This is a genomic window from Hymenobacter segetis, from assembly GCF_038448715.1.
Lineage (GTDB): Bacteria > Bacteroidota > Bacteroidia > Cytophagales > Hymenobacteraceae > Hymenobacter > Hymenobacter segetis.
Map to the genome: position 1 here is coordinate 1 of NZ_JBCEVZ010000093.1, position 15783 is coordinate 15783.

Annotated in this window: 14 protein-coding genes; 10 read left to right on the forward strand and 4 right to left on the reverse strand. The window is 61.5% G+C overall.

The features are described 5' to 3' along the window. Positions 1-34: 34 nt before the first annotated feature. The 10 genes from AAFH49_RS21200 (at position 35) to ilvA (ending at position 11416) form a co-directional block, all read left to right on the forward strand. The gene (locus AAFH49_RS21200; protein ID WP_342301344.1) at positions 35-208 is read left to right on the forward strand and encodes a hypothetical protein; all 174 of its coding nucleotides are present in this window, start codon (positions 35-37) and stop codon (positions 206-208) included. A gap of 28 nt (positions 209-236) precedes the next feature. Beyond that, positions 237-1631 (forward strand): 3-isopropylmalate dehydratase large subunit, encoded by a 1395-nt coding sequence (leuC, locus tag AAFH49_RS21205; RefSeq protein WP_342301345.1) that lies wholly within the window; start codon positions 237-239, stop codon positions 1629-1631. A 4-nt stretch (positions 1632-1635) separates the two neighbouring features. Next, positions 1636-2232 (forward strand): 3-isopropylmalate dehydratase small subunit, encoded by a 597-nt coding sequence (gene leuD / locus AAFH49_RS21210; RefSeq protein ID WP_342301346.1) that lies wholly within the window; start codon positions 1636-1638, stop codon positions 2230-2232. 16 nt (positions 2233-2248) lie between these two features. Continuing rightward, positions 2249-3367 (forward strand): 3-isopropylmalate dehydrogenase, encoded by a 1119-nt coding sequence (leuB, locus tag AAFH49_RS21215; RefSeq protein WP_342301348.1) that lies wholly within the window; start codon positions 2249-2251, stop codon positions 3365-3367. A 230-nt stretch (positions 3368-3597) separates the two neighbouring features. Continuing rightward, positions 3598-4485, forward strand: a complete 888-nt coding sequence (locus AAFH49_RS21220; RefSeq protein ID WP_342301350.1) for a branched-chain amino acid transaminase — start codon at positions 3598-3600, stop codon at positions 4483-4485. A 160-nt stretch (positions 4486-4645) separates the two neighbouring features. Continuing rightward, the gene (ilvD, locus tag AAFH49_RS21225) at positions 4646-6361 is read left to right on the forward strand and encodes a dihydroxy-acid dehydratase (protein ID WP_342301352.1); all 1716 of its coding nucleotides are present in this window, start codon (positions 4646-4648) and stop codon (positions 6359-6361) included. Continuing rightward, entirely contained in the window at positions 6330-8138 is a 1809-nt protein-coding gene (gene ilvB, locus AAFH49_RS21230; protein ID WP_342301354.1) for a biosynthetic-type acetolactate synthase large subunit, read from the forward strand. Before ilvD ends, ilvB begins: the two co-directional genes overlap by 32 nt. 46 nt (positions 8139-8184) lie before the next feature. Further along, on the forward strand, positions 8185-8787 hold the full coding sequence (gene ilvN, locus AAFH49_RS21235) for an acetolactate synthase small subunit (protein ID WP_342301357.1): 603 nt from the start codon (positions 8185-8187) through the stop codon (positions 8785-8787). 98 nt (positions 8788-8885) lie between these two features. Continuing rightward, the gene (gene ilvC / locus AAFH49_RS21240; protein WP_342301358.1) at positions 8886-9947 is read left to right on the forward strand and encodes a ketol-acid reductoisomerase; all 1062 of its coding nucleotides are present in this window, start codon (positions 8886-8888) and stop codon (positions 9945-9947) included. Between the two features lie 200 nt (positions 9948-10147). Next, complete coding sequence (gene ilvA, locus AAFH49_RS21245; protein ID WP_342301359.1) at positions 10148-11416, forward strand: threonine ammonia-lyase IlvA; 1269 nt, start codon at positions 10148-10150, stop codon at positions 11414-11416. Here ilvA and AAFH49_RS21250 read toward each other — a convergent pair. The 4 genes from AAFH49_RS21250 to AAFH49_RS21265 form a co-directional block, all read right to left on the reverse strand. After that, positions 11413-12444 (reverse strand): YeiH family protein, encoded by a 1032-nt coding sequence (locus AAFH49_RS21250; RefSeq protein ID WP_342301360.1) that lies wholly within the window; start codon positions 12442-12444, stop codon positions 11413-11415. The genes ilvA and AAFH49_RS21250 overlap by 4 nt on opposite strands. Before the next feature lie 83 nt (positions 12445-12527). Further along, on the reverse strand, positions 12528-13439 hold the full coding sequence (locus tag AAFH49_RS21255; protein WP_342301362.1) for a LysR substrate-binding domain-containing protein: 912 nt from the start codon (positions 13437-13439) through the stop codon (positions 12528-12530). 92 nt (positions 13440-13531) lie between these two features. Next, positions 13532-14968 carry a T9SS type A sorting domain-containing protein gene (locus tag AAFH49_RS21260; protein ID WP_342301364.1) on the reverse strand — a complete coding sequence of 479 codons (1437 nt, stop codon included), beginning with the start codon at positions 14966-14968 and terminating at the stop codon, positions 13532-13534. Between the two features lie 49 nt (positions 14969-15017). After that, positions 15018-15783: glycoside hydrolase family 16 protein (locus tag AAFH49_RS21265; protein WP_342301365.1), on the reverse strand; the 766-nt coding region annotated here is incomplete at its 5' end.

Below are 15783 nucleotides of genomic sequence, written 5' to 3' on the forward strand. Positions count from 1 at the left end.
ACTTATAACTGCTAATTGATTAAAAATTAACATTATGGCTGCCAACGAAGCAATTTACACCACTCTCACCGCTTCCACCGAAAACCACCAACCCGAACAACCGGCGTCGCTCCCCCAGCGCCACGCCGATTGGATTAGCTACGCCGTCGCCGTGATTCAGCAGGCCGCACCCACTGCCTCCGATTTCACCGAATCCACTACCCGCTAAGCCCCCGTTTTCCCTTCTCTCCCTCAAAATGGCTAAGTCCTTATTCGATAAAATCTGGGATGCGCACGTGGTGAAAACCGCGCCCGGCGGCCTGGATATTGTGTATATCGACCGGCACCTCATCCACGAGGTGACCAGCCCGCAGGCGTTCGACGAGCTCGAAGCCCGCGACCTGCCGCTGTTTCGCCCGGCGCGCATCCTCGCCACGGCCGACCATAACGTGCCCACCCGCAACCAGCACCTGCCCATAGAGGAGCCGCTGAGCCGCTCGCAGGTAGACAAGCTGACCGCCAATTGCGCCAAATACGGCGTGGAATTGTACGGCCTAGGCCACGCCCGGCAGGGCATCGTGCACGTTATCGGGCCGGAACTGGGCCTTACGCTACCCGGTACCACCATCGTGTGCGGCGACAGCCACACCTCCACGCACGGCGCGTTTGGCGCGGTGGCCTTCGGCATCGGCACCAGCCAGGTGGCGCAGGTGATGGCCACGCAATGCCTCTTGCTGAACCGCCCCAAGCGCATGCGCATTTCGGTGGATGGCGAGCTGCGGCCCGGCGTCACGGCTAAGGATTTGATTCTCTACGTGATTGCGCAGCTTGGCACGGGCGGGGCCACCGGCTACTTTGTTGAATATGCCGGCCGCGCCGTGCGCGCCCTGAGCATGGAAGGCCGCATGACAGTCTGCAACATGAGCATCGAAATGGGTGCCCGCGGCGGCCTCATAGCGCCCGATGAAACGACATTCGCTTACGTTGAAGGCCGCCCCTACGCTCCCAAAGAAGCCGCCTGGGACCAGGCCGTAGCTTACTGGAAAACGCTATTTTCAGACGAAGACACCGTTTTCGATGCCGAGCACAAGTTCAGCGCCCAGGACATCACCCCGATGATAACCTACGGCACCAACCCCGGCATGGGCATCGCGCTGAATGGCCATATCCCCAGCGAAGTACCGGCCAGCGAAGCCGAGAGCTTCGATAAATCGCTGCAGTACATGGGTTTTCAGCGGGGTGAATCCCTGCTGGGCAAGGAAATCAACTACGTTTTCATCGGCAGCTGCACCAACTCGCGCATCGAGGATTTGCGGGCCGTGGCGGCCTACGTGCAGGGCAAGCAGAAGGCCGGGCACGTCGAGGCCATCATTGTGCCCGGCTCGAAGCAGGTGGAGCAGCAGGCCATTGCCGAAGGGCTGGACAAGATTCTGGCCGAGGCCGGTTTTGAGCTGCGCGAACCCGGTTGCAGCGCTTGTCTGGCCATGAATGAGGACAAAATCCCGGCGGGGGCTTACTGCGTGGCTACCTCGAACCGCAACTTCGAGGGGCGGCAGGGGCCGGGCTCACGGACGTTGCTGGCGAGTCCGCTGGTGGCGGCCATTACGGCGGTGCAGGGACGGATTGTGGACATCACGCAGTATTTGAACTAGGGCCATGGAAAAGTTTCAGACCCTGCACTCCAGCGCGGTGCCACTGCCGCTCGAAAACATTGATACGGACCAGATTATCCCGGCCCGTTTCCTGAAGGCGACCACGCGCGAAGGCTTCGGCGAAAACCTGTTTTGCGACTGGCGGCGCAACCCCGACGGCTCGCCCAAGCCGGATTTCGTGCTGAACGACCCGAAGTACAGCGGCCAGATTCTGCTGGCGGGCAAGAATTTCGGCTGCGGTTCCAGTCGCGAACACGCTGCCTGGGCGCTCTACGATGCCGGTTTTCGGGTGGTGATTTCGAGCTACTTCGCCGATATATTTCGCGGCAACGCGCTGAATACCGGCCTACTGCCCCTGCAAGTGACGGATGCTGAGCTGGCCCACCTTTTCGCGCTGGTTGAAGCGGATGCCGATACCCAATTCGTGGTGAACCTGCCTGAACAGACGCTGCACGTGCCTGCCACCGGCGACAGCTTCCATTTCGACATCGACGCCTACAAAAAGGAGTGCCTGATTAACGGCTACGACGACATCGATTATCTGGTGAGCCAGAAGCCCGCCATCGAAGCCTACGAACAAAACCGAACCTGGACCTGGTAATTAATTAGTCAAGACGATGGTAAGCAAGAAAATAGCTGTGTTGCCCGGCGATGGCATCGGGCCGGAAGTGTGTCGGCAGGCTGTGAAAGTGCTGGAAGCGGTAGCCGAACGGTTCGACCACCATTTCGACCTCAGCTCGCACCTGATGGGCGCCTGTGCCATCGATGCCACCGGCAACCCGCTGCCCGACGAAACCCTCGAAGCCTGCCGCACCGCCGATGCCGTGCTGCTCGGGGCCATTGGTGACCCGAAATACGACAACGACCCCGCCGCCAAAGTGCGCCCCGAGCAGGGCCTGCTGCGCCTGCGCAAGGAGCTGGGCTTGTTCGCCAATATTCGCCCCGTGACGGCATACGACGTGCTGCTGGCCCATTCGCCCCTGAAAAAGGAGCGCATCCAGGGCACCGACATGGTCATTTTTCGCGAGCTGACCGGCGGCATCTATTTCGGCGAGAAAGGCCGTACCGATGACGGCGAAGGCGCTTACGACCACTGCACCTACAGCCGCTCCGAAATCCGCCGCATTGCGCACCTGGCGTTTCAGGCCGCCGCTGGCCGCCGCCAGCACCTCACGCTGGTGGACAAGGCCAACGTGCTGGAAACCTCCCGCCTCTGGCGCGAGGAAGTGCGCGAAATGGCCGCCCAATACCCCGAAGTGACGGTGGATTACCTCTTCGTAGACAACGCCGCGATGCAGGTTATCCTCAACCCCACGCAGTTCGACGTGATTCTGACCGAGAACATGTTCGGCGATATCATTTCGGACGAGGCCTCCGTCATTGCTGGCTCCATGGGCCTGCTGCCCTCGGCCTCCATCGGCGAGGCGGTGGCGCTGTTCGAGCCCATCCACGGCTCCTATCCGCAGGCTAAGGGCAAAGGCATTGCCAACCCGATTGCCGCCATTCTCTCGGCTGCCATGCTGCTGGAGCACCTGGAGCTGACTGCCGAAGCCGCCCTGGTGCGTGAGGCCGTGGACGAGGCGCTGAACAACAGTGTTTTGACACCCGAACTGAACCCAATCGCGCCCTATACCACCGAAGAAGTAGGCAATTACATTGCCTTCTGGATTGCCGATTCCAACGAGAAGCAGTGGAATAAGAACAACGTGGAAATCGGCATCAGCACAATTATTTGATGGAAGGGAATATGAAACAGCACGTCATGCCTCGGCTACGCTCGGCGTGACGTTCAAAAAATCCAGATGACCCCCATGAAAAACCATTTCCTGCTAGTCTTTACTGTCATCACTCCTGGCCCTCGGGGCGCGTAGGAACAGCTCGTTGCAACCCAGCAAAAGCCTTTCTAAGCCCCGCGCTCAGGAAGGCTTTTTTATTGATTTTCTATCGCTTAACCGTTTTGCTAAGCATGTATTTCAACCCCGACACCCTGGCCTTTGTCGACGGCGAGTTTGTGAAAGCCGAAGCCGCCCAAGTGGGCGCTTACGCCCAGTCGCTGCACTACGGCTATGCCGTCTTTGAAGGCATCCGGGCCTACGCCACGCCGGCCGGTACTCGTATTTTCAAGGCTGAGGAGCACTACGAGCGGCTGCATTATTCGTGTCGCAGCATCGGCCTGCCGTTCAATTATTCGGTGGAAGAATTAACCGACATCACCTACCAGCTGCTGGAAAAAAACGGCCTCGCCGATGCTTACATCCGCCCGTTGGTGTACGCCGCCACGCCAAATATGACCCTGAAGCACGCCACCAGCAGCAACCTGCTCATCGCCGTGTGGGACTGGGGCAAGTACCTCGGCGACCAGAGCCTGCGCCTCAGCATCTCGCCCTACCAGCGCCCCAACCCGAAGGCCGTGCCGATTGAGGCCAAAGTTTCAGGCCACTACGTTAACTCCATTATTGCCAGCTCCGAAGCTAAAGGCCGCGGCTTCGATGAAGCCCTGCTGCTGGACATGAACGGCTACGTGGCCGAAGGTCCGGGGGCCAATTTCTTCTTCGAGAAGAACGGCGAGCTGTTCACCGCGCCGCAGGGTAGCATTCTGCGCGGCATTACGCGCAACACGATTATTGATTTGGCCCGTGAGGCGGGTATTAAGGTCACGGAGAAATTCTTCATTCCCGATGAGTTGCAGGGCGCTACCGGAGCCTTTTACACCGGCACTGCGGCCGAGGTGGTAGGCATTGCCGCCATCGATGAGCTGGAATTCAGCACGCCTTTCTCGGAGACGCTGGGGGCCCAGCTGGCCGAGCGTTACCGGGCGCTGGTGACGGGCGCAGCGGTAGAGCAAAACGCCTAGTAGAACAACTAAAAAGAACGTCATGCAGAGCAGCGAAGCATCTCGCCCGCTTCGTTAGGCTCCCCTCTCCTTGGGAGAGGGGCCGGGGGTGAGGTTCCAGCGAGCAAGATGCTTCGCTGCGCTCTGCATGACATACGATTTCCCCATTACCCTTCCCACCATGATTCTCAACAAATACAGCCGCATCTACACCCAGGACGACAGCTTGCCGGCCTCGCAGGCCATGCTCATCGGCTCGGGGCTGTCGGATGCGGATTTGCGTAAGCCGTTCGTGGGCATCTGCTCCACCGGCTTCGAGGGCAACACCTGCAACATGCACCTCGATGCGCTGGCCGACGGCGTGAAAATCGGGGTGCAGGCCCAGGGCTTGGTGGGGCTGCGCTTCAACACCATCGGCGTGAGCGACGGCATCACGAACGGCACGCCGGGAATGCGGTTTTCGCTGGTATCGCGGGAGATTATTGCCGACTCCATCGAGGCCATGGCGGGGGCGCACAACTACGACGCCGTGGCCACCGTGGTGGGCTGCGATAAGAACATGCCCGGCGCCCTCATCGCCATGGCGCGGCTCAACCGGCCCAGCCTGATGGTGTACGGCGGCACCATCAAGGGCGGCACGTTCAAGGGGCAGCAGCTCAACATTGTGTCGTGTTTTGAGGCGTATGGGAAGAAATTGCAGGGCCAGATTTCGGACGAGGATTACAGCGGCGTCATCCACAATGCCTGCCCCGGCCCGGGCGCTTGTGGCGGCATGTACACGGCCAATACCATGGCCGCCGCCATTGAGGCGTTGGGCATGAGCGTGCCGTTCTCATCGTCCTTGCCCGCCGTGAGCGTGGAAAAAAAACAGGAATGCCTTGATGCCGGGGCCTACCTGCGCCGGCTGCTGGAGCGCGACATTAAGCCCCGCGACATTCTGGTGCGGGAGGCATTTGAGAATGCGCTGGTGGTGGTGACGGTGCTAGGCGGCTCGACCAATGCGGTGCTGCACCTCATCGCCATTGCCCACGCGGCCGGCGTGCCCCTGACGATGGAGGATTTCCAGGCCGTGAGCAACCGCGTGCCGGTGCTGGCCGACCTCAAGCCCAGTGGCAAATACCTCATGGAAGACCTCTCGGTCCTGGGCGGCGTGCCCGCCGTGATGCGTACCCTGCTCGATGCCGGCCTGCTAAACGGCGACCTGCTGACCGTGACCGGCAAAACCCTGGCCGAAAACCTCGCCGATGTGAAGCCGCTGGGCGCGGAGCAGGATTTGCTGCGGCCCTTTGACAATCCCATCAAGGCCGACGGCCACATCCAGATTCTCTACGGCAACCTTGCGTCGAAGGGCGCAGTGGCTAAAATCACGGGCAAGGAAGGCCTGCGCTTCGAAGGCCCAGCCAATGTGTTCGATTCGGAGGAGGCGCTGAACGAGGGCATCACGCAGGGCAGTATTAAGGCCGGGCAGGTGGTCGTCATTCGCTACGTGGGACCGAAGGGCGGTCCGGGCATGCCCGAAATGCTCAAGCCGACTTCGGCAATCATTGGGGCGGGACTGGGCGATAAGGTGGCCCTGATTACGGACGGGCGCTTTTCGGGCGGCACCCACGGCTTCGTGGTCGGCCATGTCTGCCCCGAGGCTTACGATGGTGGCGGTATCGCGCTGGTCGAAAACGGCGACTGGATTATCCTCGACGCCGCCACCAACACCATTGATATCCAGATTGAGCCCGCCCTGCTGGAGCTGCGCCGCAGCCAGTGGCAGCGCCCGCGCCCCAACGCTACCCAGGGTGTGCTCCTGAAATACATCCGCACCGTTAGCGACGCCAGCCACGGCTGCATCACCGATTTACTGGAAGAAAGCCATGTTAACGAACCAGCCACCAACCCTGCCTGAGGCCGCCGAAACGGACGTAGCAACTGCGGAAATCCTTGCTGCTTCCGTCGTTGGCGAAGCTTCTGAAACTGCTGCCGAAGCGCCCGCGCCCAATTCCACGGGGGCCGAGGCGGTATTGAACATCCTGCTGGCTGAGGGCGTGGACACGATTTTCGGCTATCCCGGCGGGGCCATCATCCCGATTTACGATGCCCTTTATGACTTCAACGACCGACTGAACCACGTGCTGGTGCGGCATGAGCAGGGCGGCATTCACGCAGCGCAGGGCTATGCGCGGGCCTCCGGGCGGGTGGGGGTGGTGTTTGCCACCAGCGGGCCGGGCGCGACCAACCTGGTCACCGGCCTGGCCGATGCGCAGATTGACAGCACGCCGCTGGTGTGCATCACGGGGCAGGTGTTCGCGCACTTGCTGGGCACCGATGCGTTTCAGGAAACCGACATTATCAACATCACCACGCCCGTCACGAAGTGGAATTACCAGGTGACCAAGGCCGAGGAAATCCCCGAGGCGCTGGCCAAGGCCTTTTACATCGCGCGCAGCGGCCGGCCCGGCCCGGTACTCATTGACATCACCAAAAACGCCCAGCTGCAACCGTTCCATTTCGCCCCCTACGTGCCGTGCACGCACATTCGCAGCTACCGGCCGGTGCCCATCGTGCGTCCCGAGTACCTGCGCGAGGCGGCGGCGCTCATCAACCGGGCTGAGCGGCCGTTCGTGCTCTGGGGGCAGGGGGTGATTCTGGGGAAAGCCGAGCAGGAGTTCAAGGCTTTTATCGAAAAAAGCGGCATCCCGGCGGCCTGGACCATCCTCGGCGCGGGCGCGCTGCCCACCGACCACCCGCTGAACGTGGGCATGCTGGGGATGCACGGCAACTACGGCCCCAACGTCCTCACCAACGAGTGCGACGTGCTCATCGCCATCGGCATGCGTTTCGACGACCGGGTAACGGGCCGACTGGACAAATACGCGAAGCAAGCGAAGGTTATTCACCTCGACATCGACCCCACCGAAATTGACAAGAACGTGGCCGCCACCGTGCCCGTGTGGGGCGACTGCCGGGAAACGTTGCCGCTGCTCACGGCCCTCATCGAGCCAAAAAGCCACCGGGAATGGCACCAGCGCTTCCAGGATTATAAGGCCGAGGAAGTGGCCGCCGTGATAAACGACGAGCTATTCCCCACCGGCAAAGAGCTGACGATGGGCGAAGTCCTGCAACAGCTCAACGAGCTGACCCAGGGCGAGGCCATCATCGTGACCGACGTGGGCCAGCACCAGATGGTGGCCTGCCGCTACGCCCGCTTCAACCACACCCGCAGCAACATCACCAGCGGCGGGCTGGGCACGATGGGCTTCGCGCTGCCGGCCGCCATTGGGGCCAAATTCGGGGCACCGGAGCGGCCGGTAGTAGCCATCATCGGCGACGGCGGCGTGCAGATGACCATCCAGGAGCTGGGCACCATCATGCAAACCGGCGTCGAGGTGAAAATTATCATTCTGAACAACCGCTTCCTGGGCATGGTGCGGCAATGGCAGGAGCTTTTCAATGCCCGCCGCTACTCGTTCGTGGATATCCAGAGCCCCGATTACGTGGCCGTGGCCGCCGGCTACCGCATCGCCGGCCGCCGCGTGGAGGCGCGGGAGGAACTGGCCCCCGCGCTACGGCAGATGCTGGCGCACCCCGGCTCCTTCCTGCTGGAGGTGCTGGTGGCGAAGGAAAACAACATCTTTCCGATGGTGCCGCAAGGGTGCAGCGTGGCCGAAATCCGGCTGCGCTGAAGAACGAAAGCATGACGTTCCATTAAGCCAGTCTTCCCCAGAAACCATGTCCCAGCCCCCCGACCGCCAGGAATACAACATCACGGCCTACACCGAAAACCAGGTGGGACTGCTCAACCGCATTGCCATCATTTTCTCGCGCCGCAAAATCAACATTGAGAGCCTCAACGTGTCGCCTTCCGAAATCGAAGGCATCCACCGTTTCAACATCGTCATCACCGAAACGGAGGAAGTGGTAAGCAAGCTGGCCCGCCAGATTGAGAAGCAGGTGGAAGTGCTGAAAGTGTACTACAACACCAACGCCGACGTGATTTGGCAGGAAATGGCGCTCTACAAAGTGCCGACTGATGTCATTGCCGAAAAAGCCTCTGTAGAGCGCCTGCTGCGCGAAAACGGGGCCCGCGCCGTGGTCATTCGCAAGGATTACACGGTATTTGAAACCACCGGCCACCGCGAGGAAACCGACGCGCTGATTAAGGTTTTGCAGCCTTATGGGCTCATCGAATTCGTGCGCAGCGCCCGCATTGCCATCATCAAAGCCAGTGACGGCTTCAACCACAAGCTGCGCGAATTTGAGCGCCGCGAGCCCGGCGAGGACGTGGCCGAAAACGAGTTTCTGAATAACCGCGACGCGGTGTTTACGATGTGATGTAGCGTGGACTCTGCGAGTCCGCGCATCGAACGAAAATCTTTCAACCCATGCGCGGACTCGCAGAGTCCACGCTACAATCCAAACCCCCAATTCTCATGGCACAAATCAATTTCGGCGGCGTAGACGAAACCGTAATCACCCGCGACGAATTCCCCCTCGCAAAGGCGCTGGAATACCTCAAGGACGACACCATTGCCGTAATCGGTTACGGCGTGCAGGGGCCGGGCCAGGCTCTGAATATGCGCGACAACGGCTTCAACGTGATTGTGGGCCAGCGCCAGGGCACGCCGTCTTGGGACCGCGCCATCAAGGACGGCTGGGTGGAGGGCGAAACGCTGTTTTCGCTGGAAGAAGCGGCTGAAAAAGGCACCATTGTGTGCAATCTGCTGAGCGACGCCGGCCAGATTGCGCTGTGGCCCATGCTGAAGGAGCGCCTCACGCCGGGCAAAACGCTGTACTTCTCGCACGGCTTCGGCATCACTTTTAATGACCAGACCAACATCATCCCGCCTGCCGATGTGGATGTAATTCTGGTGGCGCCCAAGGGCAGCGGCACCAGTCTGCGTCGCCTGTTCTTGGCTGGTGGCGGGCTGAATTCGTCCTTCGCCGTGTTCCAGGATGCCACGGGCAAAGCGTGGGAAAAAGCCATTGCCATGGGCATCGGCGTGGGCTCGGGCTACCTGTTCGAAACCGACTTCAAGAAGGAAGTGTACTCCGACCTCACCGGCGAGCGCGGCGTGCTAATGGGCGCCCTGGCTGGCATCATCGAAGCCCAGTACCAGGTGCTGCGCCAGCGCGGCCACTCGCCCTCCGAGGCCTTCAACGAAACCGTGGAAGAGCTCACCCAAAGCCTCGTGCCGCTGGTGGGCGAAAACGGCATGGACTGGATGTTTGCCAACTGCTCCGTAACCGCCCAGCGCGGTGCGCTGGACTGGAAAGGTCGCTTCCGCGAAGCCACCCTACCGGTGCTCAATGAGTTGTACGACAGCGTGGCCAGCGGCGCGGAAGCCCGCCGCACCATCGAGCGCGGTACCACGCCCAACTACCGCAAAGAGCTTGAGGCGGAGCTGAAGGAGGTGCGTGAGTCGGAGCTGTGGGCCACGGGCGCGACGGTGCGCCAGCTGCGCTCCAAAGCAGCTGAAAAGGTGGAAGCCTGAACGATGTAGAGACGCGACACTTCGCGTCTCAGCGTTGAACAACCCGGCAGAACGACCAGCAATGAACGTCATGCTGAGCGTAGCCGAAGCATCTCGCGTGCCACCACTAATCCTGACGATTGGATTACTACCCCACGCGAGATGCTTCGGCTACGCTCAGCATGACGTTCTTTTTTATACCAACGATTCTACAAAATTCCATGCCCAACGCCACCACCGTCCAACCCGCCGTGCTGCTCAAAAACGTGGAGCGGGCGGCGCGCAATCTCAAGCACGTCATCTACAAAACGCCGCTGCTGCAAAACCACGGCCTTTCGCGCCTCTACAGCGCCACGGTGCTGCTCAAGCGCGAGGATTTGCAGGTGGTGCGCTCCTACAAAATCCGTGGGGCTTACCACAAGATGAGCACGCTGCCGCCTATCATCGGCGAGCGGGAAATAGTGTGCGCCAGCGCCGGCAACCACGCCCAGGGCGTGGCCTACGCCTGCCAGCTGCTGGGGCTGAAAGGCTACATCTTCATGCCTGCCCAAACGCCGGCCCAGAAGGTGGACAAGGTGCGGCTGTTTGGGAAGGAATTCGTGGAGGTCGTCCTAGTCGGGGCCAGTTTCGACGATTCATTTCGCGCCGCCAAAGAGTTCAGCGACGAGCGGGGCAGCACGTTCATTCACCCCTTCGATGATATGGCCATTGTGGAAGGGCAGGCCACCGTAGGCCTGGAGATTCTGAAGGCCGCTACCGTGGCTATTGACTACTGCTTCATGCCCATCGGCGGGGGCGGGCTGGCCTCGGGTGTGGGCAGCATGTTTCGGCTGCTGAGCCCAAATACCAAGCTCATCGGCGTGCAGCCGTTGGGTGCGCCGTCGATGCACAATGCCATCCGGAACCAGCAGCACGCGGCGCTGGCCAGTATCGACAGTTTCGTGGATGGCGCGGCGGTGAAATGTCCCGGCCAACTCACGTACGGACTGTGCCGGGAATTGCTGGATGAAGTGGTGCTGGTACCGGAGGGCCAGATTTGCCTCGATTTGCTGCAGATGTACAACGAGGAAGGCATTGTACTGGAGCCAGCAGGCACGCTCACCATCTCGGCCCTGCACCAGTTCGCCGACCGCATCGGGGGCAAAACGGTGGTATGCATAGTGAGCGGCTCCAACAACGACATCACCCGCATGGAGGACATCAAGGAGCGGGCCGCCAAGTACCAGGGGCTGAAACACTACTTCATGGTGACGTTCAACCAAGCCCCCGGCGCGTTACGTCGCTTCGTGAATAATGTGCTGCACGAGGGCGACGACATCATTCACTTCCAGTACATCAAGAAAAACAACAAGGAAAAAGGGCCGGTTTTCGTTGGCATCGAAGTGAAGCAGCCGCACGATGTGGAAGACATAAAAGCCCGGATGTGGGAGCAGGGCTTCGCTTTTGAATACCTGAACGGCCAGCCCGATTTTCTGGCGCTGCTGGTTTAAACCGTGTGCAGAATGACGTAGAGTGAAACGCTCGAAATCACCCCCCACAGCAGCACGCCCAGCAAATACGGCTTAGCGCCCACCGAGCGCAGCGTGGCCGCCGATAGCCCAGCCCCGATGAAGAACAGCGTGACCGTGAGGCCGATTTTGGCCAGCGCCACCAGTACTGGCCCCAGCGGGTGCAGGGCGGGCACGTAGGTGTTCAGCAGCATAGCCGCGATGAAGCCGAAGATGAAGTATGGAATCTTAATTTTGACACCTTTCTGCTTAAAAATGAGCGCGGTGCCGATGCTGACCGGGATAATCCAGAGGGCACGGGCCAGCTTCACGGTAGTGGCTACTTGCAGGGCCTGGTCGCCGTAAACCTTGGCCGCTCCTACCACCGACGAGGTATCGTGGATGGCAATGGCGCACCACAGGCCGAACTGTTGCTGCGTCATGGCCAAGGCGTGGCCGATGGGCGGAAACGCAAACAACGCAATGGCATTGAGCACGAACACCGTGCCCAGCGCCACCGACATTTCTTCATCCTTGGCCCGAATGACCGGTCCCACCGCCGCGATGGCGCTGCCCCCACAAATGGCAGTACCACAGGAAATAAGGTGCGTAACGTGGCGGCCCAGCCCCAGCCAGCGCCCCGCGAAATAACCCAGAATGAGCGTGCCGAAAATGGACGCCACCGTGAACAGAATGCCCGCCCGCCCGGCCTGCACCGCCGCGTGGGCATTCATGCCGAAGCCCAGGCCCACCACCGAGTATTGCAGCAGCTTGGCAGTGGCCATTTTGGTCTGGCTGGCGAAGGGGTTGCCCAGCGTTTGGGCCAGTACCAGGCCCAGCGCCAGCGCCACCGGCGGCGAGGCCCACGGCGTGAGGCAGAACACCAGCAGCAGCCCAAATACCACCTGCCGACCCGTAATCGGGTAGCCCAGCACCTGATGGGGCGTGTGAAAATGCCGGAAAATTCCAGTGGTATGGGCCGGGCCGGCGGGGGCCGGCGCGGTGGGTGGCAACAGGGTGGGATGGGCCATGAGGCAGGAGAGTGAGTGCCTCAAATTTACGGCGACGCCTGCGGTAGGGGTAATCGAAAAAGTTTATTCCAAATTACCAATAGTTATAATGAAGACTTCAACTGCTGCTGGGCGAAGCTGAGAAACCGCTGCGCCGCGCGTGGTAATTGCTTGCCCTGCACCCACACGGCCTCAAACTGCCGGGGCAGGTACAAGCCCTCAATGGGCACGATTTCGAGGCGGCTGGCAGTGAGTTCGCGGGCCAGTGCCCGGCGCGAGACGAAGCCCAGCGCCTCCGGCGCGGCTTCGAGGTAGCCTTTGATTGACTCGGTATTATCAAAGTAAAAGGCCACTTGCAGGGCATTAAGCTTGATTTTTAATTCCCGCAGGGCAAATTCCAGCACTTCGAGCGTACCCGAGCCGCGCTCGCGCAGCACCAGCGGGTGGGCCAGGGCCTCGGCCAGCGGCAGGGGCGTGGTGGGTGGGCCGGTGGGGGTGGCGCGGCGCACGGCCACCAGCTCATCAGGCAGCAGCAATTCGTAGTGCAGGTCGCGGCTGCGGGAGCGGCCTTCCACAAAGCCCAGGTCGAGGTCACCGCGCAGCAGGGCTTCGGCAATGTGCTCGGAATTGGCGTTGGCTAGGGTGAGCTGCACGTTGGGGTGGCGGGCCTGAAAGGCGGGCAGCACGCCCGGCAGCACGTACTGGCAGAGGGTGGTGCTGGCCCCCAGGCGCAGGCGTCCGGCGGCTTCGTCGGGGTCGCGCAGGGTCAGGAGCTGGTCGTCGAGCTGCTGGGCAGAGGCGGCCACAGCCTCAGCGTGGCTCTGGAGCAGGCGGCCGGCTTCGGTGAGGGCCACGCGGTTGCCACGCCGCTCCAGCAGGCGCTGGCCGTAGTGCTTTTCCAGCTCGTGGATGTGCTTGGTGACGGCTGGCTGCGTGACGAACAGCTCCTGGGCCGCTTTGGTGAAGCTCAGGTGCCGGGCCACGGCCTGGAACACGCGAAGGCGAAAATCAGACATGGCCCAAAGTACGCGCTGACCGCTTTCAAACGCACAAAAAAAGCCCCGACCAGAATTGGCCGGGGCTTTTTTTGTGGAAAGGAAAGGGCAAATTATTCCACGCTCAGCGGGCGGCTCAGGGCTACGCCGTCCACGGTCAGGCGGCAGGTGTAGAGGCCGGGGGCCAGCTTGGCGGCGTTCAGCTCGGCGGTGAACTGGCCGGCGGCACGCGTTTCGCCATCAATCAGCTGGGCCACGCGGCGGCCGAGGTTATCAAACACGGCCAGGCTAACCACCGACTGCTTTTGCAGGCTGAACGGCAGCTGCGTAACGCCCGACGTAGGATTAGGATACACCGGGGCGAAGGCGGCCGACGTGGTTTGCACCGTGCGGGTGGCGGTGGGGACATAACCCACCAGGCTCGGGCCGAAAAAGTCGTCGAGGTACACTTTGCGGCGGGCCGTGGTGTTGGGGGCAATCAGCAGCACAATCTCGTTCAGGCCGGTGTTGGGCGTGGCGCTGGGCGCGTTCACGAAGTTGAAGCTGAGGGTTTCCCAGGCGTTGGTGGCCGTGGTGGTGGCGGTGTACTCCGAGTTGCGGCCGGCCGGGTAGTTGGTGGCGCCGGCTACCGTCGAGTCCTGCAGCGTAATCTGATAAACCACGCCCGGCGCAACGCTGAACACCTTCAGGGTCATGTGCAGGGTGTTGTTTTTGAAGTTGGTGACATCGGCAATGGCCGCGCCGCGGGGCTGCATCACGAAAGAGTCGTATTGCTGAGTCGAGCGCGTGTAGCGGGCCACGTGGGCGCTGGTATTGCCGGTGCTCACCGAGTTGTTCAGCGTGTCAATCTTGAGGCCGCCGGCCGTTTTGTAGGCGATGTACTTGATGGCGCGGATGCCCTCGTAGTTGTCATACAGCTGGCGCACGGCCAGGTTGCTCGGCGGGGCCACGGCCAGCAGCTCCGGGCCCATGATGTCGTCGAGGTAGTAAGTGCTGGCGTTGTTGGAGTTGGGAGCCACCTGAAACAGCATCTGGTCGATATCAGCCGACGTTACCGTGGCATCGAAGTTGCCGCTGGCCGCCGCGCTGGGCGTGAAGGTGAGGGTTTCCCAGGCGTTGGCCACCGTAGTAACGGCCGTGTACTCGGTGCCAAACTTGCCGGCCGGATAAGGCAGCGTGTTCGATTTGGTGCTGTTTTGCAGCACCGCGCCCACCGTCACGCCCGCTGCCGGGCTGCGGAACTTGATGCTGATGCGCTTGGCACCGCCCGTGGCGTAGGCGGCCACGTCGGCCATGCGGGCATTGTTGGGCTTCACCACCAGCACGGCGTATTGGGCACTAGCCTGGCGGGCGTAGGAGGCGCAGGTGCTGCTGCTGTTCACGGCGGTGCTGCCGGGGTTGGGCGCGTTCTGCACCAGCGTGCCTTCCACCACGGGATACGACACGATGCGCGTCGTCTCGAAGTTGTCGTACAGGGTCTGGGCCGAAGCCGCCTGGGTTGCGCCGGTAGCTAAAGCAGCGGCGCACAGGATTTTGGTAAAGTTGTTCATGTGGGAATTGGTGAGGTTGTGAAAAAAACTTGGGATTGGGTCTGATTGATTATTCCTTTTTCATCTGGTAGAAGCGCACGTAGTCCACCACCATCTGCTGCGGGAAAGCGGCTTCGTCGATGCCTTTCTGGCCGCCCCACTCGCCGCCCACTGCAATATTGAGCAGCAGGTGGAAGGGCTGGTCCCAGGGCCAGGTTTCCCAGCCGGTGCCCTCGTTGCGGTGGGCGAAGTAGATTTGGCCATCCACCTGCGCCGTGATGGTTTCGGGCGTCCATTCCACCGAGTAGGTGTGGAAGGCGCTGATGGCATCGGGCAGCTTCGTGATGCCGGTTTTCTGGGTGTTGATGCGGAAGTAGTAGGCCTTGCAGTGGGTGGTGGCGTGCACCACGTTGGGGTCGTAGCCCACGTGCTCCATGATGTCAATTTCGCCGTTATCGGGCCAGCCTTTGTTGCCGTAGGGGTTCTTGTCGGGCAGCATCCAGATGGCGGGCCAGGTGCCGCGCCCGCCGGGCAGCTTGGCCCTAATCTCGAACCGGCCATACAACTGGCTGCCGCCCTTGCCGCGCGATACCAGCCGGGCCGAGGTGTAGCCATTGCCGGCCACCAGCGCCTCCTTGCGGGCCTCAATGATGAGGTGGCCGCCCTCCACGCGGGCGTTTTCGCGGCGCTTTTTCGTGTAGTACTGCTCCTCCTTGTTGCCCCAGCCGCTGCCGCCCACGTCGTAAGTCCACTTCGTGGAATCGGGTAGGCCAGCGTAGTTGAACTCGTCGCTCCAGGCCAGCTTGGTGAAGGTGTAGCGCGGCGGGGCCACGGCC

What these genes read in the sequence shown, in the direction of transcription:
- AAFH49_RS21200 (WP_342301344.1), top strand. Translation starts at nt 35, where the DNA reads ATGGCTGCCAACGAAGCAATTTACACCACTCTCACCGCTTCCACCGAA.
- leuC (WP_342301345.1), top strand. Translation starts at nt 237, where the DNA reads ATGGCTAAGTCCTTATTCGATAAAATCTGGGATGCGCACGTGGTGAAA.
- leuD (WP_342301346.1), top strand. Translation starts at nt 1,636, where the DNA reads ATGGAAAAGTTTCAGACCCTGCACTCCAGCGCGGTGCCACTGCCGCTC.
- leuB (WP_342301348.1), top strand. Translation starts at nt 2,249, where the DNA reads ATGGTAAGCAAGAAAATAGCTGTGTTGCCCGGCGATGGCATCGGGCCG.
- AAFH49_RS21220 (WP_342301350.1), top strand. Translation starts at nt 3,598, where the DNA reads ATGTATTTCAACCCCGACACCCTGGCCTTTGTCGACGGCGAGTTTGTG.
- ilvD (WP_342301352.1), top strand. Translation starts at nt 4,646, where the DNA reads ATGATTCTCAACAAATACAGCCGCATCTACACCCAGGACGACAGCTTG.
- ilvB (WP_342301354.1), top strand. Translation starts at nt 6,330, where the DNA reads ATGTTAACGAACCAGCCACCAACCCTGCCTGAGGCCGCCGAAACGGAC.
- ilvN (WP_342301357.1), top strand. Translation starts at nt 8,185, where the DNA reads ATGTCCCAGCCCCCCGACCGCCAGGAATACAACATCACGGCCTACACC.
- ilvC (WP_342301358.1), top strand. Translation starts at nt 8,886, where the DNA reads ATGGCACAAATCAATTTCGGCGGCGTAGACGAAACCGTAATCACCCGC.
- ilvA (WP_342301359.1), top strand. Translation starts at nt 10,148, where the DNA reads ATGCCCAACGCCACCACCGTCCAACCCGCCGTGCTGCTCAAAAACGTG.
- AAFH49_RS21250 (WP_342301360.1), bottom strand. Translation starts at nt 12,444, where the DNA reads ATGGCCCATCCCACCCTGTTGCCACCCACCGCGCCGGCCCCCGCCGGC.
- AAFH49_RS21255 (WP_342301362.1), bottom strand. Translation starts at nt 13,439, where the DNA reads ATGTCTGATTTTCGCCTTCGCGTGTTCCAGGCCGTGGCCCGGCACCTG.
- AAFH49_RS21260 (WP_342301364.1), bottom strand. Translation starts at nt 14,968, where the DNA reads ATGAACAACTTTACCAAAATCCTGTGCGCCGCTGCTTTAGCTACCGGC.